We start from the raw sequence: 18,156 nt of genomic DNA, 5'->3' as shown, positions 1-18,156 counted from the left end.
CGCGCACTTCCAAACCGAAACTGGCTGCGCGCCTCCGCACGCGAGGCATCCCGTCATGACGACCTCCACTTCGGCAGCGAAGCCCGTTGAAGCACCGGGCACGCTGGACGTCATCATGGCGCGCAAGCGCCGGGAGCTGGGCACCCGCCCGCTGCCCACGCACGGCGCGCATCCCCCGACGCGGGACTTCGCGCAGGCGCTGGTGCGGCGCACGCTCGGACATCCGGTCAACGTCATCGCGGAGGTGAAGCGCAAGAGCCCTTCGGGCGGCGACTTCCCCCACGCGGACGTGGTCGCGGTGGCCCGTTCCTACGAAGCCGCGGGTGCCTGCGCCATCAGCGTGCTCACGGACGGGCCGGACTTCGGCGGCAGCCTGGAGGACCTGGTCGCGGTCCGGGCCGCCGTCTCCATCCCCGTGCTGCGCAAGGACTTCCTCGTCGCCGCCAGCGAGGTGGAGGAGAGCGCGGCCTGGGGCGCGGACGCGGTGCTGCTCATCGCGGATGCGCTCGGGGATTCGGAGCTCCGGGAGATGATCGCCGCGGCGAAGCAGGTGCGCGTGGCCGCGCTCGTGGAAGCCCACACGGAGGCGCACGCCGAACGCGCACTCGCCGCGGGCGCGAGCATCATCGGCCTCAACAACCGCAACCTCGCCACGCTGAAGACGGACACCGGCACCGCGCTCCGGGTGATGCCCGCGCTGCGCTCCCGGTCCACCGCGCTGGTGGCGGAGAGCGGCCTCAAGCACCTGGCGGACCTCACCGCCGCGCGCGACGCGGGCGCCAACGCCGTGCTCGTGGGCGAATCCCTCCTGCGCGACGCGGACCCCGGCCGTGCCCTGCGACGGCTGCTTGGGCTGGAAGGCGACGGGACATGAGGGTCCTGGTGAAGGTCTGCGGCGTGACGCGCGTCGCGGACGCGAAAGGCGTGTGGGCCGCGGGCGCGGACGCGATGGGACTCAACTTCCATCCGGGTTCCCCCCGCTTCGTGGACCTGGCCACGGCGGCGGAGCTCGCACGCACGCGGCCTCCGTTGGCCGCGATGGTGGGCGTGTTCGTCAACGCGAAGCCGGAGGACATCCGGGTGCGCGTGCGCGAATGCGGCCTCACCACCGTGCAGCTCCACGGCGACGAGTCCCCCGAGGACTGCTCCGGCTACGGCGTGCCCGTCATCAAGGCGCTGCGCGTGCGCGGGCCGGACGACGTGGAGAAGGCCAGAAGCTACGTGGGCGTGGGTGATGTCGCGGGGCTGCTCCTGGACGGCGCGGCCCCGGGCTACGGCGGTGGCGGCGTCACCTTCGACTGGGCGCTGGTGAAGCAGCTGTCGGACTGCGGCCTGCCGGTGCTGGTGGCGGGCGGCCTCAAGCCTTCCAACGTGGCCGAGGCCGTGAAGGCCACCCGGCCCTACGGTGTGGACGTGGCCAGCGGAGTGGAGTCCTCCCCTGGCATCAAGGACCTGGACGCGGTGCGCGCCTTCGTGCGCACGGTCCAGTCCCTCAACCTCTGAGGAGTCGTGCCATGACGACGGACACTGCCGTGGGCCGCTTCGGCCGTTACGGCGGACGCTATGTGCCGGAGACCCTGGTCCCGGCGCTGCTGGAGCTGGAAGAGGCCTACGCGAAGGCGCAGCAGGACGCGTCCTTCGGCGAGGAAGTGAGCCGTGTGCTGCGCGAATACGTGGGCCGTCCCACCACGCTGACGCCAGCGCACCGCCTCACGGAGTCGTGGGGTGGCGCGCAGGTGTGGCTCAAGCGCGAGGACCTGGCGCACACGGGCGCGCACAAAATCAACAACACCGTGGGCCAGGTGCTGCTCGCCCGGCGCATGGGCAAGAAGCGCATCATCGCGGAGACGGGCGCGGGCCAGCACGGCGTGGCCACCGCCACCGCGTGCGCGCTCTTCGGACTGCCCTGCGAGGTGTTCATGGGCGCGCTGGACGTGGAGCGCCAGGCGCTCAACGTCTTCCGCATGCGCGCGCTGGGCGCGGTGGTTCGGCCGGTGGAGTCGGGCTCGCGCACGCTCAAGGACGCGATGAACGAAGCCATGCGCGTCTGGGTGTCGCAGGTGCAGGACACCTACTACGTCATCGGCAGCGCGGCGGGCCCGCACCCCTACCCCACCATCGTGCGCGACTTCCAAGCCGTCATCGGCCGCGAGATTCGCGCCCAGACGCTGGCCACGATGGGCCGGCTGCCGGACGCTATCATCGCGTGCGTGGGCGGCGGCTCGAACGCCATCGGCGCGCTGCACCCCTTCATCCCGGACACGGCGGTGCGGCTCGTCGGCGTGGAGGCGGGAGGCCACGGCCTGGACTCCGGCCAGCACGGCGCGTCGCTGACGCTGGGCACGGAGGGCGTGCTGCACGGCTCGCGCTCGCTGGTGCTCCAGGACGAGAACGGCCAGATTCAGGAGGCGCACAGCATCTCCGCCGGTCTGGACTACCCGGGCGTGGGGCCGGAGCTGGCGCACCTGGCGAAGACGGGACGCATGGAGGTGCGCACCGCGACGGACGACGAGGCGCTCACCGCCTTCTACGAGGTCGCGCGCTCGGAGGGCATCCTCCCCGCGCTGGAGACGTCGCACGCGTTCGCGGCGGCGCGCTCGCTGGCCCGCGACATGGGCAAGGGCAAGCACCTGGTCATCAACTGCTCGGGCCGGGGTGACAAGGACGTGGCGACCATCTCGGCGCGCGGAGTGCCGCCTGCGACGGGGGTGAAGTCATGAGCACGGAGCTGGGCAAGGCGTTCGCGAAGGCAAAGGCCCGCGGAGAAGGCGCGCTGGTGGCGTACGCGATGGCGGGCGACCCGGACCTGCCGAAGTCCGTGGACGTGTTCGCCGCCATGGTGGAGGGCGGCGCGGACGTGCTGGAGATTGGCGTGGCGTTCAGCGACCCCATCGCGGACGGCCCCGTCATCCAGGCCGCGTCGGAGCGGGCGCTGAAGGCCGGAGCCACCCTGCGCCGCGTGCTGGACGAAGTGGTGCCGGAGGTGCGCCGCCGCTGCCCGGAGACGCCGCTGGTCATCATGACCTACGTCAACGTGGTGATGGCCATGGGCGAGGAGCGCTACGCGAAGCTCGCGCGCGAGCGGGGCATCGTGGGCACCATCCTCCCGGACCTGCCACCCGAGGAGAGCGCGAGCATCCGCGCCGCGTTCGACAAGGAGGGCGTGGACCTGGTGCCGCTGTGCGCGCCCACGACGCCGCCCGCGCGCGCGGAGGCCATCGCGAAGGACGCGCGAGGCTTCGTCTATTGCGTGTCCGTGGCGGGCGTCACCGGCATGCGCGCGGAGCTGCCGCCGGACCTGTCCCAGCGGCTGGACCTGGTGAAGCGCGCCGCGTCCGTGCCGGTGGTGGCGGGCTTCGGCATCTCCAACGCGGAAACGGCCCGGCCGCTGGTGGCCCACGCGGACGGCGTCGTCGTGGGCAGCGCGCTGGTGAAGGCCGCCCACTCGGACGGTCCGGCCGCGGCGAAGCAGCTCTGCGCGGACATCAAGCGCGGCCTGAAGCGCTAAGGTCCGCTCCACGCGCCGGCACGTCGCCGGCGCCAGGAGACCGGACATGCACACCCCGCCCATCCTGGGGCCCACCCTCGAAACGCCGCGCCTCATCCTGCGTCCTCCCACGCTCCAGGACCTGGAGGGCTTCGTGGCGATGATGGCGGACGAGGAGTCCGCCCGGTACATCGGCGGCCTCCAGCCCCGCTCCAACGTGTGGCGCGCCGTCTGCGCCATGGCCGGCTCCTGGGTGCTCCAGGGCTTCGCCATGTTCTCCGTGTTCGAGAAGTCCACCGGCAAGTGGGTGGGCCGGCTCGGGCCCTGGCAACCCGCGGAGTGGCCGGGCCCGGAGGTCGGCTGGGGCCTGTCTCGCGACGCGTGGGGCAAGGGCTACGCGACGGAGGGCGCGGCGGCCACCATCGACTGGGCCTTCGACCATCTCGGGTGGACGGAGGTCATCCACTCCATCTCCCCTCCGAACGAGCCGTCGAAGCAGGTGGCCCGCCGGCTGGGTTCACGCTTCCTGCGCATGGGCATGCTGCCCGCGCCCTACAACGACCACGAGGTGGAGATCTGGGGTCAGAGCCGTGAGGAGTGGCGGACACGCAAGCGGTAGCGCGTGCACTTTTCCCTCCCGTCCCGCCACGGGCTGACACAGATTGGCGCCATGAACACACGCGCCCCCCAGGTGGTCCTCGTCCGTCACGGTGAGACGGAGTGGAGCCGCAGCAGCCAGCACACCGGCCGCACGGACCTGCCGCTGTTGGAAGAGGGCCGCCAGATGGCGGAGCGGCTCCACGCGCCGCTGAGCAAGTGGCGCTTCGCCGCCGTGTGGACCAGCCCGCTGACGCGCGCGCAGGAGACGTGCGTGCTCGCGGGCTACGGCGACGTGGCCCAGAAGAAGAACGACCTGATGGAGTTCAACTACGGCGACTACGAGGGCCGCACCGGCGCGGACATCCGGACCACGCGCCCGGACTGGACGCTGTGGACGGACGGCGTGCCCAATGGCGAAACGCTGGAGGACGTGGGCACCCGAGCCGACCGCATCATCGCGGAGGCGCGCGCGCTCCAGGACGACGTCCTCCTCTTCTCGCACGGGCACATGCTGCGCATCCTCGCCTCGCGCTGGCTGGGCCTGCCCCCGGACGGAGGCAGGCTCTTCCACCTGGGCACTGCGTCCATCAGCGTGCTGGGCTCCGAGGCCGGCGGCAAACAGCCGGTCCTCGTGAGCTGGAACGACACCACGCACCTGAAGGACTGACGCCCGCTACAGCTTCCCCTCCAGGAAGTTGCGCACCAGCGACGGGCCTTCCGGCGTCAGCACGCTCTCTGGGTGGAACTGCAGGCCCACCACCGGCCGCGTGCGGTGACGCAGCGCCATCACCAGGCCATCCTGGCTCCACGCGGTGGCCTCCAACTCCGCGGGCATGGACTCCGCCGCCACCACCAGCGAGTGGTAGCGCGCCGCCTGGAAGCCCTGCCGCATGCCGGTGAAGACGCCGGTGCCGCCGTGCCGGATGTGCGCCGCCTTGCCGTGCACGGGCTCCGGTGCGCGCACCACCTGCCCGCCAAACGCAGCACCAATGGACTGGTGTCCCAGGCACACGCCCAGCACCGGCACTCGAGACTGGGAGATGGCCGCCACGCTCACCCCGGCCTCGTGCGGCGTGCACGGCCCCGGGGACACCACCAGGTGGGACGCGCCCGACGCCGCGATGCCCGCGACATCCAGCGCGTCGTTGCGCACGACCTTCACTTCCGCGCCCAGCGTGTAGAGCAACTGCACCAGGTTGAAGGTGAACGAGTCGTAGTTGTCGATGACGAGGATCACCGCCCACCTCCTTCGCGAGCCAGGCGCAGCGCGGCGGCCATGGCGCCCGCCTTCGCCTCCGTCTCGTCCGCTTCCTTCATGGGGTCCGAGTCCGCCACCAGCCCCGCCCCGGCGGTCCACATGGTGCGGTCGCCATCCACGAAGAAGGTGCGCAGCGCGATGGCCACATCCAGCGTGCCGCAGAAGGACAGGTAGCCCACCGCGCCGGCATAGGGCCCGCGCCGCATGGGCTCCAACTCGTCGATGATCTGCATCGCGCGGATCTTCGGTGCGCCTGAAACAGTGCCCGCGGGGAAGGTGCTCGCCAGCGCGTCCAGCGCGTCGAAGCGCGTGGTGTCCAGCTTGCCGCGCACCTGGGACACGATGTGCATCACGTGGCTGTAGCGCTCGATGATCATCAGGTCCTCGATGCGCACCGTGCCCGGCGCGGCCACCCGGCCCACGTCGTTGCGCCCCAGGTCCACCAGCATGATGTGCTCGGCGCGCTCCTTCTCGTCCGCGAGCAACTCCTTCTCCAGCGCCTGGTCCTCGGCCTCGGAGCCGCCCCGGCGGCGAGTGCCCGCGATGGGCCGCACCACCACATCCCCATCGCGCACCTGCACCAGCAACTCCGGTGACGCGCCCACCAGCGCGCGCGCCTCGCCCAGGTCCACCAGGAACAGGTACGGAGACGGATTCACGCGCCGCAGCGCCCGGTAGAGCGACAGCGGAGGGATGGCGCCCTTCGCCTCGAACCTGCGCGCGAGCACCGCCTGGAAGCAGTCGCCCGCGCGCACGTACTCCTGCACCTTCTCCACCGCCCGGGCGTAGCCCTCGCGGTCCCAGCACGCGACGGGGGCCGGCGCGTTCTTCTGCGCGGGGACTGCGGCGTAGGCCTCCTGCGGCAGCGGCCGGCGCAGCTTCTCCGCCATTGCCTCCGCGCGTCCTTCCGCGTCCTTCAGCGCCGCCGCGACACTGCCGTGCAGCGCGGGCCGAGCGATGGTGATGGCCTTGAGCGTCTGGGTGCGCGTGTCGTGGGTGACGAAGTCCTCCGCGATGAGCCACTCGGAGTCCGGGAAGCCCGTGTCGCGCGGATGGCGGTCCGGCACGCTCGGCTCGAACCACGACGTGGCGTTGTAGCCCAGGTAGCCCACGAGCCCGCCCAGGAAGGGCGCCTCGCCCGGCAGCGTCGCCACGGACAGCTCGCGCCACAGCGTGCGCAGCACGTCCAGCGGCCGGCCCTCGCGACGCTCCTCATGCGAGCCACGCCACAACGTGAGCCCGTCGCGGTCCAGCCGCACGCGGCCCGCCGGGTTCACGCCCACGTGGCTGTAGCGCCCGAAGCGCTCGCCGCCGTAGCACGACTCGAGGATGAAGCCGCGGCTTCCACCGCCCAGCTTCAGGTATGCCGACAGCGGTGTATCCAGGTCCGCCGGCAACTCTACCGACACCGGCACCGCCTGGCCTGCTTCCGCGCGCTGCCGGTAGGCTGCCTTCCGCTCCTGCGCATCCATGGTCGATTGCCCTGACCCCCTCTTCCTTCACCCGGAGGGGCTCCCGGGTGCCCGGCCTTCCGGGCCCTGCACCTACGGCTTCTTCACCTTCGTGAACACGCCGTCATTCCACTGATAGACCTCGCGCGCCGTAACCGTCCACGCCTTGCCTTCTTCCTCTTCCTCGACGGTCTTGCGCGTCACCACGGCCTGCTTCGCGGCCGCCTGGAAGGCCACCTTGAAGGTGCTGAAGTTCGGCGCGTCCGACAGCCCGGCCGCCTCCAGCGCGAGCTTCGCCTTGCCGAGCACGCCCTTCGCCTTCTTCCCGTCCGCCTGCGTGTAGCTCACGTACGTGGTGATGAAGTCCCCGCAGCGCTCCGGCGTGGACTCCATCTCCAGCAGCGCCACGCCCGCCTTCTTCGCGGGAACCAGGCGCATCTTCACCGGACCGCCATGGCCTTCACCGTAGGCCGTGGAGGCCACCTGCACGTCCACGCTGCTCACGCGCCGGGGCGGCTTCACGTTCGGCTCCAGCACGCGCACGCGAGCCTTGAACTCGTTGCTCATCACCACCGTGGCCACTTCCATCTCACCGTCCCCGTCCAGGTCGGCCTCGATGCGGAATGGAGTGAGCGTGTTGCCGAACACCCAGCCCGTGACGGGCGCGGCACCCGCGGGCGCCTTCGCGTCCACCACCGCCACCTGGTACCAGGTGTTGACGTACTCCCCGACCTTCGCGCGGGTCCCCGCCTTCACCACCTTCACGGGCGTGCCCAGCATCAACGTCTGGACCACGGCCGCGTCCGCCGCCGCGTTCGCGCGCAGGTTCCCCTCGTCCACGCCCAGGTAGACCGTCTGCCCCGCTTCGAAGGAGGTGAACTCGAAGCTCTCGGGGGCCGGCGCGGCGCCCTCCTCCGCCATCGCGGCGCGGTATTCGAGCACCGTCTCGGAGTCCGGTTCTTGCGTCAGGAAGAGGGACAAGAGAAGCGCGGACGGCGTCATCACAAAGGGTCCGAGGTTGGGGTTTCCGGGTTTATCCCCTGTCCACGCCCACCATCCAAGGGGCCCTCTGGTCCCTGGCTTCGTCGTTTGGAGCGCAAGCAGGGTCAGGACGGCCGCCCGCCCCCTTGTCAGCGGAGCGCGCGAGAGGGTCCGGCCGTGGGTGGCCCCTGCTCCAAGGCCTCGTTACCTCTAGAGGACCGTGGCCACCGCGACCCACCAGGAACGAACGCCGCTGGTTTCCGTGACGCCGCAGGGGCTGTACTGCCAGGCGGGGAACTTCCACATCGACCCATGGCGTCCGGTGGAGCGGGCGCTCGTCACGCACGCGCACGGCGACCACGCCCGAAGCGGGAGCAAACGCTACCTGGGGGCAGCTCCCGGCCGAGGCCTGTTGCAGCGCCGCCTGGGAGCGGACGCGGTCATCGACACGCTGGAGTACGGCGAGAAGCTGACCGTGGGCGACACCACCGTGAGCTTCCACCCCGCGGGCCACGTGCTGGGCAGCGCGCAGATCCGCGTCGAGCACCGGGGCGAGGTCTGGGCCATCTCCGGCGACTACAAGCGCACGCCGGACCCCACGTGCGCGCCCTTCGAAGTGGTGCGCTGCAACACCTTCATCACCGAGGCGACGTTCGGCCTGCCCATCTACCGTTGGGATGAGACGGGCCTCGTGGCCCAGGACATCCTGCGCTGGTGGGACGCGAACCGCGAGGCGGGCCGCTCCGCGGTGCTGTTCTGCTACGCGCTGGGCAAGGCACAGCGCCTGTTGGCGGAGCTGGGGAAGCTCACGGACCGGCCGGCCTACGTGCACGGCGCGGTGAACGGGCTCGTCACCGCGTACCGCGAGGCGGGCATCGCGATGCTGCCCACGCAGATGGTGTCGGAGACAGAGAAGGGCACGTCCTTCGCGGGCGCGCTGGTGCTGGCGCCGCCGAGCGCGGCCGGCTCCACGTGGATGCGCCGCTTCGGCGAAGCGGAGACGGGCTTCGCGTCGGGGTGGATGCGCGTGCGAGGCAACCGGCGCCGTCGAGGCTACGACCGGGGCTTCGTGCTCTCCGACCACGCGGACTGGCCGGACCTGCTGCGCACGGTGGCGGACACACAGGCGGAGAAGGTGCTCGTCACGCACGGCTACACCGACCCCTTGTCGCACTACCTGCGGGAGCGGGGCGTGGATGCCTCGCCGCTCGCCACGCCCTTCGAGGGCGAAGCGGAGGACTGACGCGTGCGCGCCCTGGCCGACCTCTACGACACGCTCGACCAGACGACCTCCACCAACGCGAAGGTGGAGGCGATGGCGCGCTACTTCCGGCGGACGCCACCGGAGGACGCGGCCTGGGGACTGTTCTTCCTCACGGGTCAGAAGCTCAAGCGTCTGCTCACGTCGACGCTGTTGGTGGGCTGGACGCAGGAGCTCACGGGCATCCCGGGCTGGCTCTTCGACGAGGTCTACGCGTCGGTGGGAGACCTGGCGGAGGTGATTGCCCTGCTGCTCGACGGAGCGAACCTCCCGCCCGAGCACGCCGAGGAGCTTCCCCTCTCACGTTGGTTGGAAGAGCGACTGCTGCCCCTGCGTGGCCTGGACGCGGCGGAGCAGCGCGAGCGAGTGGTGGGCTGGTGGAAGTCCATGCCCCGCCGCGAGCTGTTCCTCCTCAACAAGATGCTCACAGGCGAATTGCGCGTGGGCGTGTCCAACACGCTGGTGGTGCGAGCCATCGCGCAGGTCACCGGCCTGCCCCCGCCCAGCGTGGCGCACCGGCTGATGGGCACGTGGACGCCGACGAAGGCGTTCTTCGAACAGCTCGTGGCACCGGACGTATCGGACGGGCACGTGTCGCGCCCATATCCGTATTACCTCGCGTCGCCGCTGGAGCAGCCAGCGGAGTCCCTGGGCGAATTGAGCGACTGGCTCGTCGAATGGAAGTGGGACGGCATCCGGGGCCAACTCATCCGACGCCAGGGCGAGGTGTTTCTCTGGAGCCGGGGCGAGGAGCTGATCACCGAACGCTTCCCCGAAATCACCGAAGCCGCACGGGCCCTGCCCGAAGGCACGGTACTCGACGGCGAGGTGATGGCCTACGAGGACGGAGTCCCCCTGCCCTTCGCCCGGCTCCAGCGCCGCATTGGCAGACAGAAGCTCACGCCCAAGGTGCTGGCGGAGGCCCCCGCCGCGTTCGTCGTCTACGACCTGCTGGAGCAGGACGGAAAGGACTTGCGAGAACTGCCCCTGCGCGAGCGCCGCGCGAGGCTGGAGGCCCTGCTCAAGGACCACCCACGCTTCCCCATCTCCCCCACGGTGACAGCCGCTTCGTGGGAAGAACTGGCGGAGCTGCGAAAGGAGTCCCGCGCTCGCAACGTCGAAGGCCTGATGCTCAAGCGCCTGGACTCGGTGTACCAGACGGGGCGCAAGCGCGGCGATTGGTGGAAGTGGAAGATCGATCCGTACACCGTGGATGCGGTGCTGCTCTACGCGCATCCAGGTCACGGCCGGCGCTCGTCGCTCTACACGGACTACACCTTCGCGGTGTGGAACGGCGAGGACCTGCTCCCGGTGACGAAGGCCTACTCGGGCCTCACCGACGAGGAGATTGGCAAGCTGGACCGGTGGATCCGCGCCCACACGCGGGAGAAGTTCGGCCCGGTGCGCTCGGTGGATCCGGAGCAGGTGTTCGAGCTGCACTTCGAAGCCATCGCCCCGTCCCCGCGCCACAAGTCAGGCATCGCCCTGCGCTTCCCACGCATCGCCCGCTGGCGCGCGGACAAGACGGCCAGGGACGCGGACACGCTCGATTCGCTGAAGGGGCTGCTGCATGCAGCCCACTAGGCCCCGCCGCAATCGCATGCGCGGCAAGCACGCGCCGGAAAAGCAGGCTGAATCACCGAAGCCCACCAGAACCCGCGCGAAGCGTCCCGCGCCCCGAAGCCCATCCCCATACAAAGGCACGCCGCTGACTCAACTCCGCCAGTGGTTCGCATCCAAGGGCTGGACGCCCTACGCCTTCCAGGAAGAAGCGTGGGCCGCCTACGCACGAGGAGACAGCGGCCTCATCCACGTGCCCACCGGCGCGGGCAAGACATACGCCGCATACCTCGGCCCGCTGGCGGACGTGGCGGAGCGCAATCAGAAGGGCCTCCAAATCCTCTACCTCACGCCACTGCGAGCCATGTCGCGTGACGTGGAGCAGGCCCTGCGCGAACCGCTGATGGCATTGGACACGGACCTGGAGGTGGAGAGCCGCACGGGCGACACGTCCTCTTCCGTGCGCCAACGTCAGCGCGAGCGCCTACCTCAGGTCCTCATCACCACGCCGGAGTCCCTGTCGCTCCTTCTGACACAGGAGCAGGCCGCGGAGAACTTCGCCTCACTGCGCGCCGTCATCGTGGACGAGTGGCACGAACTGCTCGCATCCAAGCGAGGCACCCAGGTGGAGCTGGCCCTGGCCCGCCTGCGCCACTTCGCTCCGAGCCTGCGCATCTGGGCGCTGTCCGCCACGCTCACCAATCTGGAGGAGGCCGCGCGCACTGTCGTGGGCACGGACCGCAAGCCCACGCTGGTCAGCGCGGATCTGCAGCGCCCCGTGCACGTGGAGACGCTGCTGCCAGAGGAGGTGGACACCTTCCCGTGGGCCGGGCACCTGGGCTTCACCATGCTCCCACGCGTGGCGGACTGGTTGGACCCCACGCAGTCCACACTCCTCTTCACCAACACCCGCTCACAGGCGGAGCGCTGGTTCGAAGGCCTGCGCTTCCTGCGCCCCGAATGGGAACACCTGCTCGCGCTGCACCATGGTTCCATCGACCGCGAGGAGCGAGAGCGCGTGGAAGGAGGCATCAAGGACGGGAGCCTGCGCCTCGTCGTGTGCACGTCATCACTGGACCTGGGCGTGGACTTCGGCCCGGTGGAGCGGGTCATCCAGATAGGAAGTCCCAAGGGCATCGGCCGCACGCTCCAACGCGCGGGCCGCAGCGCGCACCGTCCCGGAGCCACGTGCCGCATCCTCTTCGTCCCCACGCACGCGCTCGAACTGGTGGAGATGGCCGCCGCCCGAGACGCCATCGCGCGCCGCGAGGTGGAGCCGCGCACGCCCCTGTCCAAGCCGCTCGACGTGCTGGCCCAGCACCTGGTGACGTGCGCACTGGGAGGAGGCTTCACCCGCGAGGCCCTGCGCGACGAGGTCCGCACCGCCACGAGCTACGCGTCCCTCACCGACGAGGAGTTCGACCAGGCCCTCACCCTGGTGCGCGAAGGCGGCCCCACGCTGCGCGCCTACCCGGAGTTCCGCCGCGTGGCGGAGGTGGACGGCCGCCTCCGCGTGCCCGACGCGCGCCTCGCCCGGCTGCACCGGCTCAACATCGGAACCATCACGTCGGACGCATCCGTGCAGCTGCGCTACTGGAGCGGCGGAACCCTGGGCACGGTGGAGGAGTCCTACGTCAGCCGCCTGAAGCCTGGAGACACCTTCCTCTTCGCGGGCCGCCGGCTGGAGTTCAGCCGCTTCAAGGACATGACGGCGTACGTGAAGCCCGCGAAGGCCAAGGCCACCCAGACGCCACGCTGGGGCGGCAGCCGCCTGCCCCTGTCCACCTCGCTCGCGTCCGCGATGCGCCGCACGCTGGAGGCCGCGCGCCAGGGCGATGTCACCCGCGACGAGGTCGCCGCCGCATGGCCCATCCTCGACGCACAGGCCCGCCTGTCCCGCATCCCCGGCGACGGCCGCTGTCTGGCGGAGACCTGCCGCACGCGGGACGGCTACCACCTCTTCCTGTATCCCTTTGAAGGAAGGCTCGTGCACGAAGGCCTGGCGGCGCTCCTCGCCCTGCGCCTCACGCGCCTGCGGAAGGCCACCTTCAGCCTGTCCGTGAACGACTACGGCCTGGAGCTGCTCACCTCCACGCCGTTCCCCTTCGATGAAGCCCTGCGCCCGGCCCTCTTCACCCGCGAGCACCTGGTGGAGGACATCCTGGAGAGCGTGAACCTGAGCGAGCTCGCGCGCCGGCAGTTCCGCGACATCGCCCGCGTGGCCGGACTGGTGATGCCGGGCCTGCCCGGAGCGCGCAAATCCACCCGCCAGGTCCAGGCCAGCGCCGCGCTCCTCTATGACGTCTTCGTGAAGTACGACCCGGACAACCTCCTCCTGCGCCAGGCCCGCCGCGAGGTCCTCGAGGACCAGTTCGAACAGGGCCGGCTCGCGCGCACCCTGGAGCGCCTGGAGGCGCACCCCGTCGAAGTCGTCCATGTCCACCGGCCCTCGCCGCTGGGCTTCCCGCTCGTCGTCGAGCGCATCAGCGCGAGCGTGTCCAACGAATCCCTGCTGGACCGCGTGCAGCGCCTCAAGGAGCGATGGTCCCAGGCCGATGCCAGACCCGCGTAGCGGACGTGGACGTGGAGCTGCTCCCGGAACGGGCCTTGCACTGGCCCGAGGCCGGCGTGCTCGCGGTGGCCGACCTGCATTGGGGCAAGACGGAGTCCTTCCAGCAGCACGGCATCCCCCTCCCCCTGGGGGTCCTGGATGACGACCTGGCCCGCCTCTCAGCCGCCCTCACCGCCACCAGCGCCCGGCGACTCCTATTGGTGGGGGACCTCGTGCACTCGCGCCAGGGGCTCACCGCGGACGTCATCAGCCGCGTGAATACCTGGCGCGAAGCTCATGCATCACTAGAAGTCGTGCTGATACGCGGCAACCATGACCGCCACGTGCGGACCCTTCCGCCCTCCTGGAGGATGGAGGACCGCGCGGAGGTATTAGACGAAGGCCCGTTCCGCTTCGCCCACCACCCGGAGCCGGCCACCGGACGCTACGTCTGGGCCGGGCACCTCCACCCCATGGTGCGGCTGTCGGGCGGGGCGGACCGGCTGCGGCTGCCCTGCTTCCACCTGGGCCCCGGCGTGGGCATCCTGCCCGCGTTCAGCGCCTTCACGGGCGGTATGGACGTGCGGCGGGGAAGGAAGGACCGCGTCTACGCCATCGCCGGCACCGCGGTGGTGGAGGTCTAGCGCCATGAGCCAGGCCGAACGCCGCCGCGTCCTCCGGATCATCGCCACCGATGACACCCGCGAACCCGTCGACACGGACTCCCAGTAGCCCCGATTCATGCGCGGCGCGGACCGTCGCACCCTGTAGCGCGCGCCCTGAAAGGGATTGATCCCAGAGGGAGGAGTCTCCTCGCGCAAAGCTCCCTTCCGATCGCCAGAAGCGGGATTCATCACCGCGCGCGGGCAACTTGTCGCAACCGCCCCAGAAGGTGCTAAGCGCTCCTTATTCCCACTCCCCACAGAATGGTTGACACTGCCGTGCTCATGAATGATGGTCCCGCGCCGCATTGGGTCGGGAAGTTCATGAGGGACCCGCGCCCACGGCACCATCCTAGAGGTTCGTTGGACGTGACTGCCTTGCCGTCTGAGCGCCAGGAGCCACCGCCCGCCCGGTCCACCGGGACCGGGACGGCCCCCCTGACTTCCGCGCCGAACGGTTTCCCCGCGTCCACCCCTGCTTTCATGTCGCCTTCAGTCCCCTTGCCCCTGGTCCTGGTATGAGCGGCCCTCTCTTCCCACGCTGGACGAATACGGTGTCGCGCCTGTCGGCCGCGATGCTCCTCGCCGTGCCCGCCATCGCCATCGGCGGCCTCTTGGCCTACGTGCGCTCTCCGCTCGTGACCAATCAGGCGCGCCCGGTGGAACAGCCCATCGAGTTCGACCACCGGCACCACGCCGGTGACGAGCAGATCGACTGTCGCTACTGCCATTGGTCGGTGGAGAAATCCCCGTCGGCGGGCATCCCCTCCACCACCGTGTGCATGTCCTGCCACGCGCAGGTGTGGAACAAGAGCCCGTACCTCACCGAGGTCCGCAAGGCGTTCTTCGCCGACCAGCCCATCCCCTGGGTCCGCGTCCACAACCTGCCGGACTTCGTCTACTTCAACCACTCCATCCACGTGGGCAAGGGCGTCGGCTGCGCCACCTGCCACGGCCGAGTGGACCAGATGGGCGCCATCGAGCAGTCCGCCCCGCTGACGATGAGCTGGTGCCTGGATTGCCACCGCAACCCCGGCCCCAACCTCCGGCCCCCGGAGTTCATCACCAGCATGACCTGGGCGCCCCCCGCGGCGAAGGCGGAAGCTGAAGCTCTCGCCGAGACGCTCATCAAGGAATACGACGTTCACTCGCGCACGAGCTGCTCCACATGCCACCGATGAACACCAAGCCTGACAGCGCGCCCGCGCAGGAAACCCCCTCGTCCTTCGCGCTCCCGGTCGTCTCGGGCCGCAACGAGGCCGCCCCCCACGCGCACTCCCACGACGACGTCGTGGGTGAAGCGCTCGACCACGCCTCCACCCGCGCCGTTGCCGCGGAGGGCGCGTACGGCAAGACGTACTGGCTCGGCCTGGAGGAGAAGCTCGCCACGCCGGAGTTCCTGGAGGAGACCCGCCCGGAATTCCCCGTCGGCGCGGACCTTCCCCCCACCGGCTTCGCCCGCCGCGAGTTCATGCAGCTGATGGGCGCGTCGCTCGCCCTGGCTGGCGCCACCGCGTGCAGCACCCGTCCGCAGGATGAGCGGATGGTGGCGTACACGAAGACGCCGCCGGAAGTGACCCCGGGCAACCCGCTGCACTACGCGTCCGGCATGACGCTCGGAGGCCACACCTCCGGCCTGCTGATCACCGCGCGCGAAGGCCGCCCGGTGAAGATCGAAGGCAACCCCCAGCACCCCATCAACCAGGGCGCTGCCGGCGTCTTCGAGCAGGCGTTCCTGCTCTCGCTCTATGACCCGCAGCGCGCCCGCGTGCTGCGCCAGGGCAACAACCCCCGCTCGCTGCGCGTTCTGGCCGAGGACATCTCCTCCCTCGTCAGCCAGAGGGCCGTGGCCGACGGTGGCAGTCGCCTGCGCTTCCTCACGGAGCCCATCAGCTCCCCGATGCTGCGCGACGTGACGGGCCGCATCCAGAAGAAGCTGCCCAACGCGCGCTTCCACGCGTTCTCGTCCATCACGGACTCCGCCGCCGGCGAGGCGAACCGCGCGCTGTTCGGCCAGCCGGTCCAGGCCCTCTACGACCTGAGCCGCGCGGACGTCATCGTCTCCCTGGACGCGGACTTCCTGGAGAGCCGCCCGGAGAACCTGGCCCTCAACCGCCAGTTCGCGGACCGCCGCGACCCGAAGAACGGGGAGCTCAACCGCCTGTACGTCGCCGAATCGCGCATGTCGATCACCGGCGGCATGGCGGACCACCGCAAGCGCGTGAAGTCCTCCGAGGTCTTCGCCGTCGCCGCCGCGCTGGCGCAGGCCGTGGGTGGCGCCGCCGCCAGCCTGGGCGCCGCCGCGTCCGGCAAGGCCGGCTCGCTGAGCCCGGAGACCCAGTCGTGGGTGCAGGCCGTGGCCCAGGACCTCAAGTCCAAGGCCGGCCGCTCCGTGGTGCTCGCCGGTGAGCGCCAGCCCGCCGCCGTGCACGCGCTGGCGCAGGCCATCAACGGCGCGCTGGGCAACGTGGGCACGACCGTGAAGGTCGTCCCGGCCGCCGCTCCGGAGGCCTCGGGCTTGTCGGAGATCAGCGCCCTGGTCGCGGACATCAAGGCTGGCAAGGTGGACACGCTGGTCATCACCGCCACCAATCCCGTCTACGCCCTCCCGGTGGACGCGGGCCTGGCGGAGGTGCTGGACCCCAAGCAGAACGCCAACCGCAAGGCGCTGTCCGTCCTGTACGCGGGCCACTACGAGGACGAGACCTCCAAGTTCGCCGACTGGTTCGTGCCCCTGGCGCACCAGCTGGAGACCTGGAGCGACGGCCGCGCGGTGGACGGCACCGTCAGCATCGCCCAGCCCCTCATCCAGCCGCTCTTCAACGGCGTGCCGGAAGCGGAGCTGTACGCGCTGTTCCTCGACGAGCCCTTCCGCCCCGCCTACCAGATCCTCCGCGACTACTGGACCGCGCAGGGTGGCGAGGCCGGCCGCGCCGACTTCGAGACCCGCTGGGAGACCTGGGTCTCCGAGGGCGTCGTCCCCGGCAGCGTTGCCTCCGCGCTGACGACCGCGACCCCGGATGCGGGCGCCGCCAACGCGCTGATCGCCGCCTACCAGCCGCCCGCGGCCGGTGAGCTGGAGATCAACTTCGTCCACGACTACAAGCTGCTGGACGGCCGCTTCGCCAACAACGCGTGGCTCCAGGAGACGCCGGACCCCATCACGAAGATCGTCTGGGACAACGCCGCCATCCTCAGCCCGGCCACGGCCAAGAAGCTGGGCCTGGAGAACGGCCACGTCGCGGAGCTGGAGTACGGCGGCCGCAAGCTGCAGATCCCCGTCACCATCCTCCCCGGCAACGCGGACGACACCGTCACCGTGGCGCTGGGCTACGGCCGCACCGGCCTCCACGAGGTCGTGGCCAAGGGCGTGGGCGTCAACGCCAACCTGCTGCGCACCACGAACGCCCCCTGGTTCGACGGCGGCGCGAAGCTGACCAAGGTCCGCGGCAGCCACAAGTTCTCCCGCACCCAGTACCACTGGCGCATGGAGGGCCGCCCGCTGGCGCTCGACATGTCCGTCAGCGAGCTGGCGCACCCGTCGAAGGAGACGTCCCACACCCTGGAGCGCGTCCAGGCCAAGTACGAGCTGGGCAAGCAGAACAACCTGCCCGACTTCGACTACGCCAAGACGCCGCAAGAGGGCTACAAGTGGGGCATGTCCATCGACCTGTCGCGCTGCACGGGCTGCAACGCGTGCGTCGTGGCGTGCCAGGCGGAGAACAACATCCCCGTCGTGGGCAAGGAGCAGGTGGGCCGCGGCCGTGAGATGAACTGGCTGCGCATCGACCGCTACTTCCAGGGCGATGAGAACGACCCCGCCATGGTCATGCAGCCCGTCGCGTGCGTGCACTGCGAGAAGGCCCCCTGCGAGTACGTCTGCCCGGTGAACGCCACCGTGCACTCGGACGAGGGCCTCAACGACATGGTGTACAACCGCTGCATCGGCACGCGGTACTGCTCCAACAACTGCCCGTACAAGGTCCGCCGCTTCAACTACCTGCACTACACGCAGGGCAAGACGCCGACCGAGAAGATGCTGATGAACCCGGACGTCACGGTGCGCAACCGCGGCGTCATGGAGAAGTGCACCTACTGCGTGCAGCGCATCGAGCGGGTCCGCATCAACGCGCGCGTCGAGAAGCGCCTCATCCAGGAGAAGGAGCTCCAGACGGCGTGCCAGCAGACCTGCCCCACGCAGGCCATCGCCTTCGGCTCCCTGGCGGACCCCGCCCAGCGCGTCACCCAGCTCCAAGAGGACGAGCGTGCCTACCGGCTCCTGCACGAGCTGGGCACCCGCCCCCGCCTGTCTCTTATACCCATCTCCGAGCCCACGAGACGCTCA

At 70.3% G+C, this 18,156-nt stretch carries 15 protein-coding genes; 12 read left to right on the top strand and 3 right to left on the bottom strand.

Features of this window, described 5'->3' with window-relative positions; all coding sequences use genetic code 11:
- Positions 1 to 55 precede the first annotated feature (55 nt).
- Genes D7Y15_RS28920 through D7Y15_RS28895 form a run of 6 tightly spaced genes read left to right on the top strand, consistent with a single transcriptional unit; the run spans position 56 to position 4,754 of the window.
- The gene (locus D7Y15_RS28920) at positions 56 to 874 is read left to right on the top strand and encodes an indole-3-glycerol phosphate synthase TrpC (protein ID WP_120578338.1); all 819 of its coding nucleotides are present in this window, start codon (positions 56 to 58) and stop codon (positions 872 to 874) included.
- Positions 871 to 1,503: a phosphoribosylanthranilate isomerase gene (locus tag D7Y15_RS28915; RefSeq protein WP_121754572.1), complete on the top strand. Its 633-nt coding sequence runs from the start codon at positions 871 to 873 to the stop codon at positions 1,501 to 1,503. The genes D7Y15_RS28920 and D7Y15_RS28915 overlap by 4 nt, the downstream gene beginning before the upstream one ends.
- Positions 1,504 to 1,514: 11 nt before the next feature.
- Positions 1,515 to 2,720, top strand: coding sequence for a tryptophan synthase subunit beta (trpB, locus tag D7Y15_RS28910; RefSeq protein WP_121754571.1), 1,206 nt, complete (start codon positions 1,515 to 1,517; stop codon positions 2,718 to 2,720).
- Positions 2,717 to 3,508, top strand: coding sequence for a tryptophan synthase subunit alpha (gene trpA / locus D7Y15_RS28905; RefSeq protein WP_120578335.1), 792 nt, complete (start codon positions 2,717 to 2,719; stop codon positions 3,506 to 3,508). The genes trpB and trpA overlap by 4 nt, the downstream gene beginning before the upstream one ends.
- A gap of 46 nt (positions 3,509 to 3,554) precedes the next feature.
- Positions 3,555 to 4,106, top strand: a complete 552-nt coding sequence (locus D7Y15_RS28900; protein WP_120578334.1) for a GNAT family N-acetyltransferase — start codon at positions 3,555 to 3,557, stop codon at positions 4,104 to 4,106.
- 51 nt (positions 4,107 to 4,157) lie between these two features.
- Positions 4,158 to 4,754: a histidine phosphatase family protein gene (locus tag D7Y15_RS28895; protein WP_121754579.1), complete on the top strand. Its 597-nt coding sequence runs from the start codon at positions 4,158 to 4,160 to the stop codon at positions 4,752 to 4,754.
- Between the two features lie 6 nt (positions 4,755 to 4,760).
- Here D7Y15_RS28895 and D7Y15_RS28890 read toward each other — a convergent pair whose 3' ends face one another.
- The 3 genes from D7Y15_RS28890 to D7Y15_RS28880 all read right to left on the bottom strand — a co-directional run bounded on the left by D7Y15_RS28890 (position 4,761) and on the right by D7Y15_RS28880 (position 7,798).
- The gene (locus tag D7Y15_RS28890; RefSeq protein ID WP_120567444.1) at positions 4,761 to 5,324 is read right to left on the bottom strand and encodes an aminodeoxychorismate/anthranilate synthase component II; all 564 of its coding nucleotides are present in this window, start codon (positions 5,322 to 5,324) and stop codon (positions 4,761 to 4,763) included.
- Positions 5,321 to 6,817, bottom strand: a complete 1,497-nt coding sequence (locus D7Y15_RS28885) for an anthranilate synthase component I family protein (RefSeq protein ID WP_121754570.1) — start codon at positions 6,815 to 6,817, stop codon at positions 5,321 to 5,323. The genes D7Y15_RS28890 and D7Y15_RS28885 overlap by 4 nt, the downstream gene beginning before the upstream one ends.
- 72 nt (positions 6,818 to 6,889) lie before the next feature.
- Positions 6,890 to 7,798, bottom strand: coding sequence for an SH3 domain-containing protein (locus D7Y15_RS28880; protein WP_211487027.1), 909 nt, complete (start codon positions 7,796 to 7,798; stop codon positions 6,890 to 6,892).
- Between the two features lie 199 nt (positions 7,799 to 7,997).
- Here D7Y15_RS28880 and D7Y15_RS28875 point away from each other — a divergent pair, with 199 nt between their 5' ends.
- The 6 genes from D7Y15_RS28875 to D7Y15_RS28850 form a co-directional block, all read left to right on the top strand.
- Positions 7,998 to 9,020 carry a ligase-associated DNA damage response exonuclease gene (locus D7Y15_RS28875; RefSeq protein ID WP_121754568.1) on the top strand — a complete coding sequence of 341 codons (1,023 nt, stop codon included), beginning with the start codon at positions 7,998 to 8,000 and terminating at the stop codon, positions 9,018 to 9,020.
- 3 nt (positions 9,021 to 9,023) lie between these two features.
- Positions 9,024 to 10,622, top strand: a complete 1,599-nt coding sequence (locus D7Y15_RS28870) for an ATP-dependent DNA ligase (protein WP_121754567.1) — start codon at positions 9,024 to 9,026, stop codon at positions 10,620 to 10,622.
- Positions 10,609 to 13,170: a ligase-associated DNA damage response DEXH box helicase gene (locus D7Y15_RS28865; RefSeq protein ID WP_121754566.1), complete on the top strand. Its 2,562-nt coding sequence runs from the start codon at positions 10,609 to 10,611 to the stop codon at positions 13,168 to 13,170. The genes D7Y15_RS28870 and D7Y15_RS28865 overlap by 14 nt, the downstream gene beginning before the upstream one ends.
- On the top strand, positions 13,140 to 13,793 hold the full coding sequence (pdeM, locus tag D7Y15_RS28860) for a ligase-associated DNA damage response endonuclease PdeM (RefSeq protein ID WP_121754565.1): 654 nt from the start codon (positions 13,140 to 13,142) through the stop codon (positions 13,791 to 13,793). The genes D7Y15_RS28865 and pdeM overlap by 31 nt, the downstream gene beginning before the upstream one ends.
- Positions 13,794 to 14,329: 536 nt before the next feature.
- Positions 14,330 to 14,992, top strand: coding sequence for a cytochrome c3 family protein (locus D7Y15_RS28855; RefSeq protein WP_120578326.1), 663 nt, complete (start codon positions 14,330 to 14,332; stop codon positions 14,990 to 14,992).
- Positions 14,989 to 18,156: TAT-variant-translocated molybdopterin oxidoreductase (locus tag D7Y15_RS28850; protein WP_121754578.1), on the top strand; the 3,168-nt coding region annotated here is incomplete at its 3' end. The genes D7Y15_RS28855 and D7Y15_RS28850, both read left to right, overlap by 4 nt.

The sequence above is a fragment of the Corallococcus sp. AB030 genome, assembly GCF_003668965.1.
Classification (GTDB): Bacteria; Myxococcota; Myxococcia; order Myxococcales; family Myxococcaceae; genus Corallococcus; species Corallococcus exiguus.
This window is presented reverse-complemented; position numbering and strand designations above follow the sequence as displayed.

What these genes read in the sequence shown, in the direction of transcription:
- D7Y15_RS28920 (WP_120578338.1), top strand. Translation starts at nt 56, where the DNA reads ATGACGACCTCCACTTCGGCAGCGAAGCCCGTTGAAGCACCGGGCACG.
- D7Y15_RS28915 (WP_121754572.1), top strand. Translation starts at nt 871, where the DNA reads ATGAGGGTCCTGGTGAAGGTCTGCGGCGTGACGCGCGTCGCGGACGCG.
- trpB (WP_121754571.1), top strand. Translation starts at nt 1,515, where the DNA reads ATGACGACGGACACTGCCGTGGGCCGCTTCGGCCGTTACGGCGGACGC.
- trpA (WP_120578335.1), top strand. Translation starts at nt 2,717, where the DNA reads ATGAGCACGGAGCTGGGCAAGGCGTTCGCGAAGGCAAAGGCCCGCGGA.
- D7Y15_RS28900 (WP_120578334.1), top strand. Translation starts at nt 3,555, where the DNA reads ATGCACACCCCGCCCATCCTGGGGCCCACCCTCGAAACGCCGCGCCTC.
- D7Y15_RS28895 (WP_121754579.1), top strand. Translation starts at nt 4,158, where the DNA reads ATGAACACACGCGCCCCCCAGGTGGTCCTCGTCCGTCACGGTGAGACG.
- D7Y15_RS28885 (WP_121754570.1), bottom strand. Translation starts at nt 6,817, where the DNA reads ATGGATGCGCAGGAGCGGAAGGCAGCCTACCGGCAGCGCGCGGAAGCA.
- D7Y15_RS28880 (WP_211487027.1), bottom strand. Translation starts at nt 7,798, where the DNA reads ATGACGCCGTCCGCGCTTCTCTTGTCCCTCTTCCTGACGCAAGAACCG.
- D7Y15_RS28865 (WP_121754566.1), top strand. Translation starts at nt 10,609, where the DNA reads ATGCAGCCCACTAGGCCCCGCCGCAATCGCATGCGCGGCAAGCACGCG.
- pdeM (WP_121754565.1), top strand. Translation starts at nt 13,140, where the DNA reads ATGGTCCCAGGCCGATGCCAGACCCGCGTAGCGGACGTGGACGTGGAG.
- D7Y15_RS28855 (WP_120578326.1), top strand. Translation starts at nt 14,330, where the DNA reads ATGAGCGGCCCTCTCTTCCCACGCTGGACGAATACGGTGTCGCGCCTG.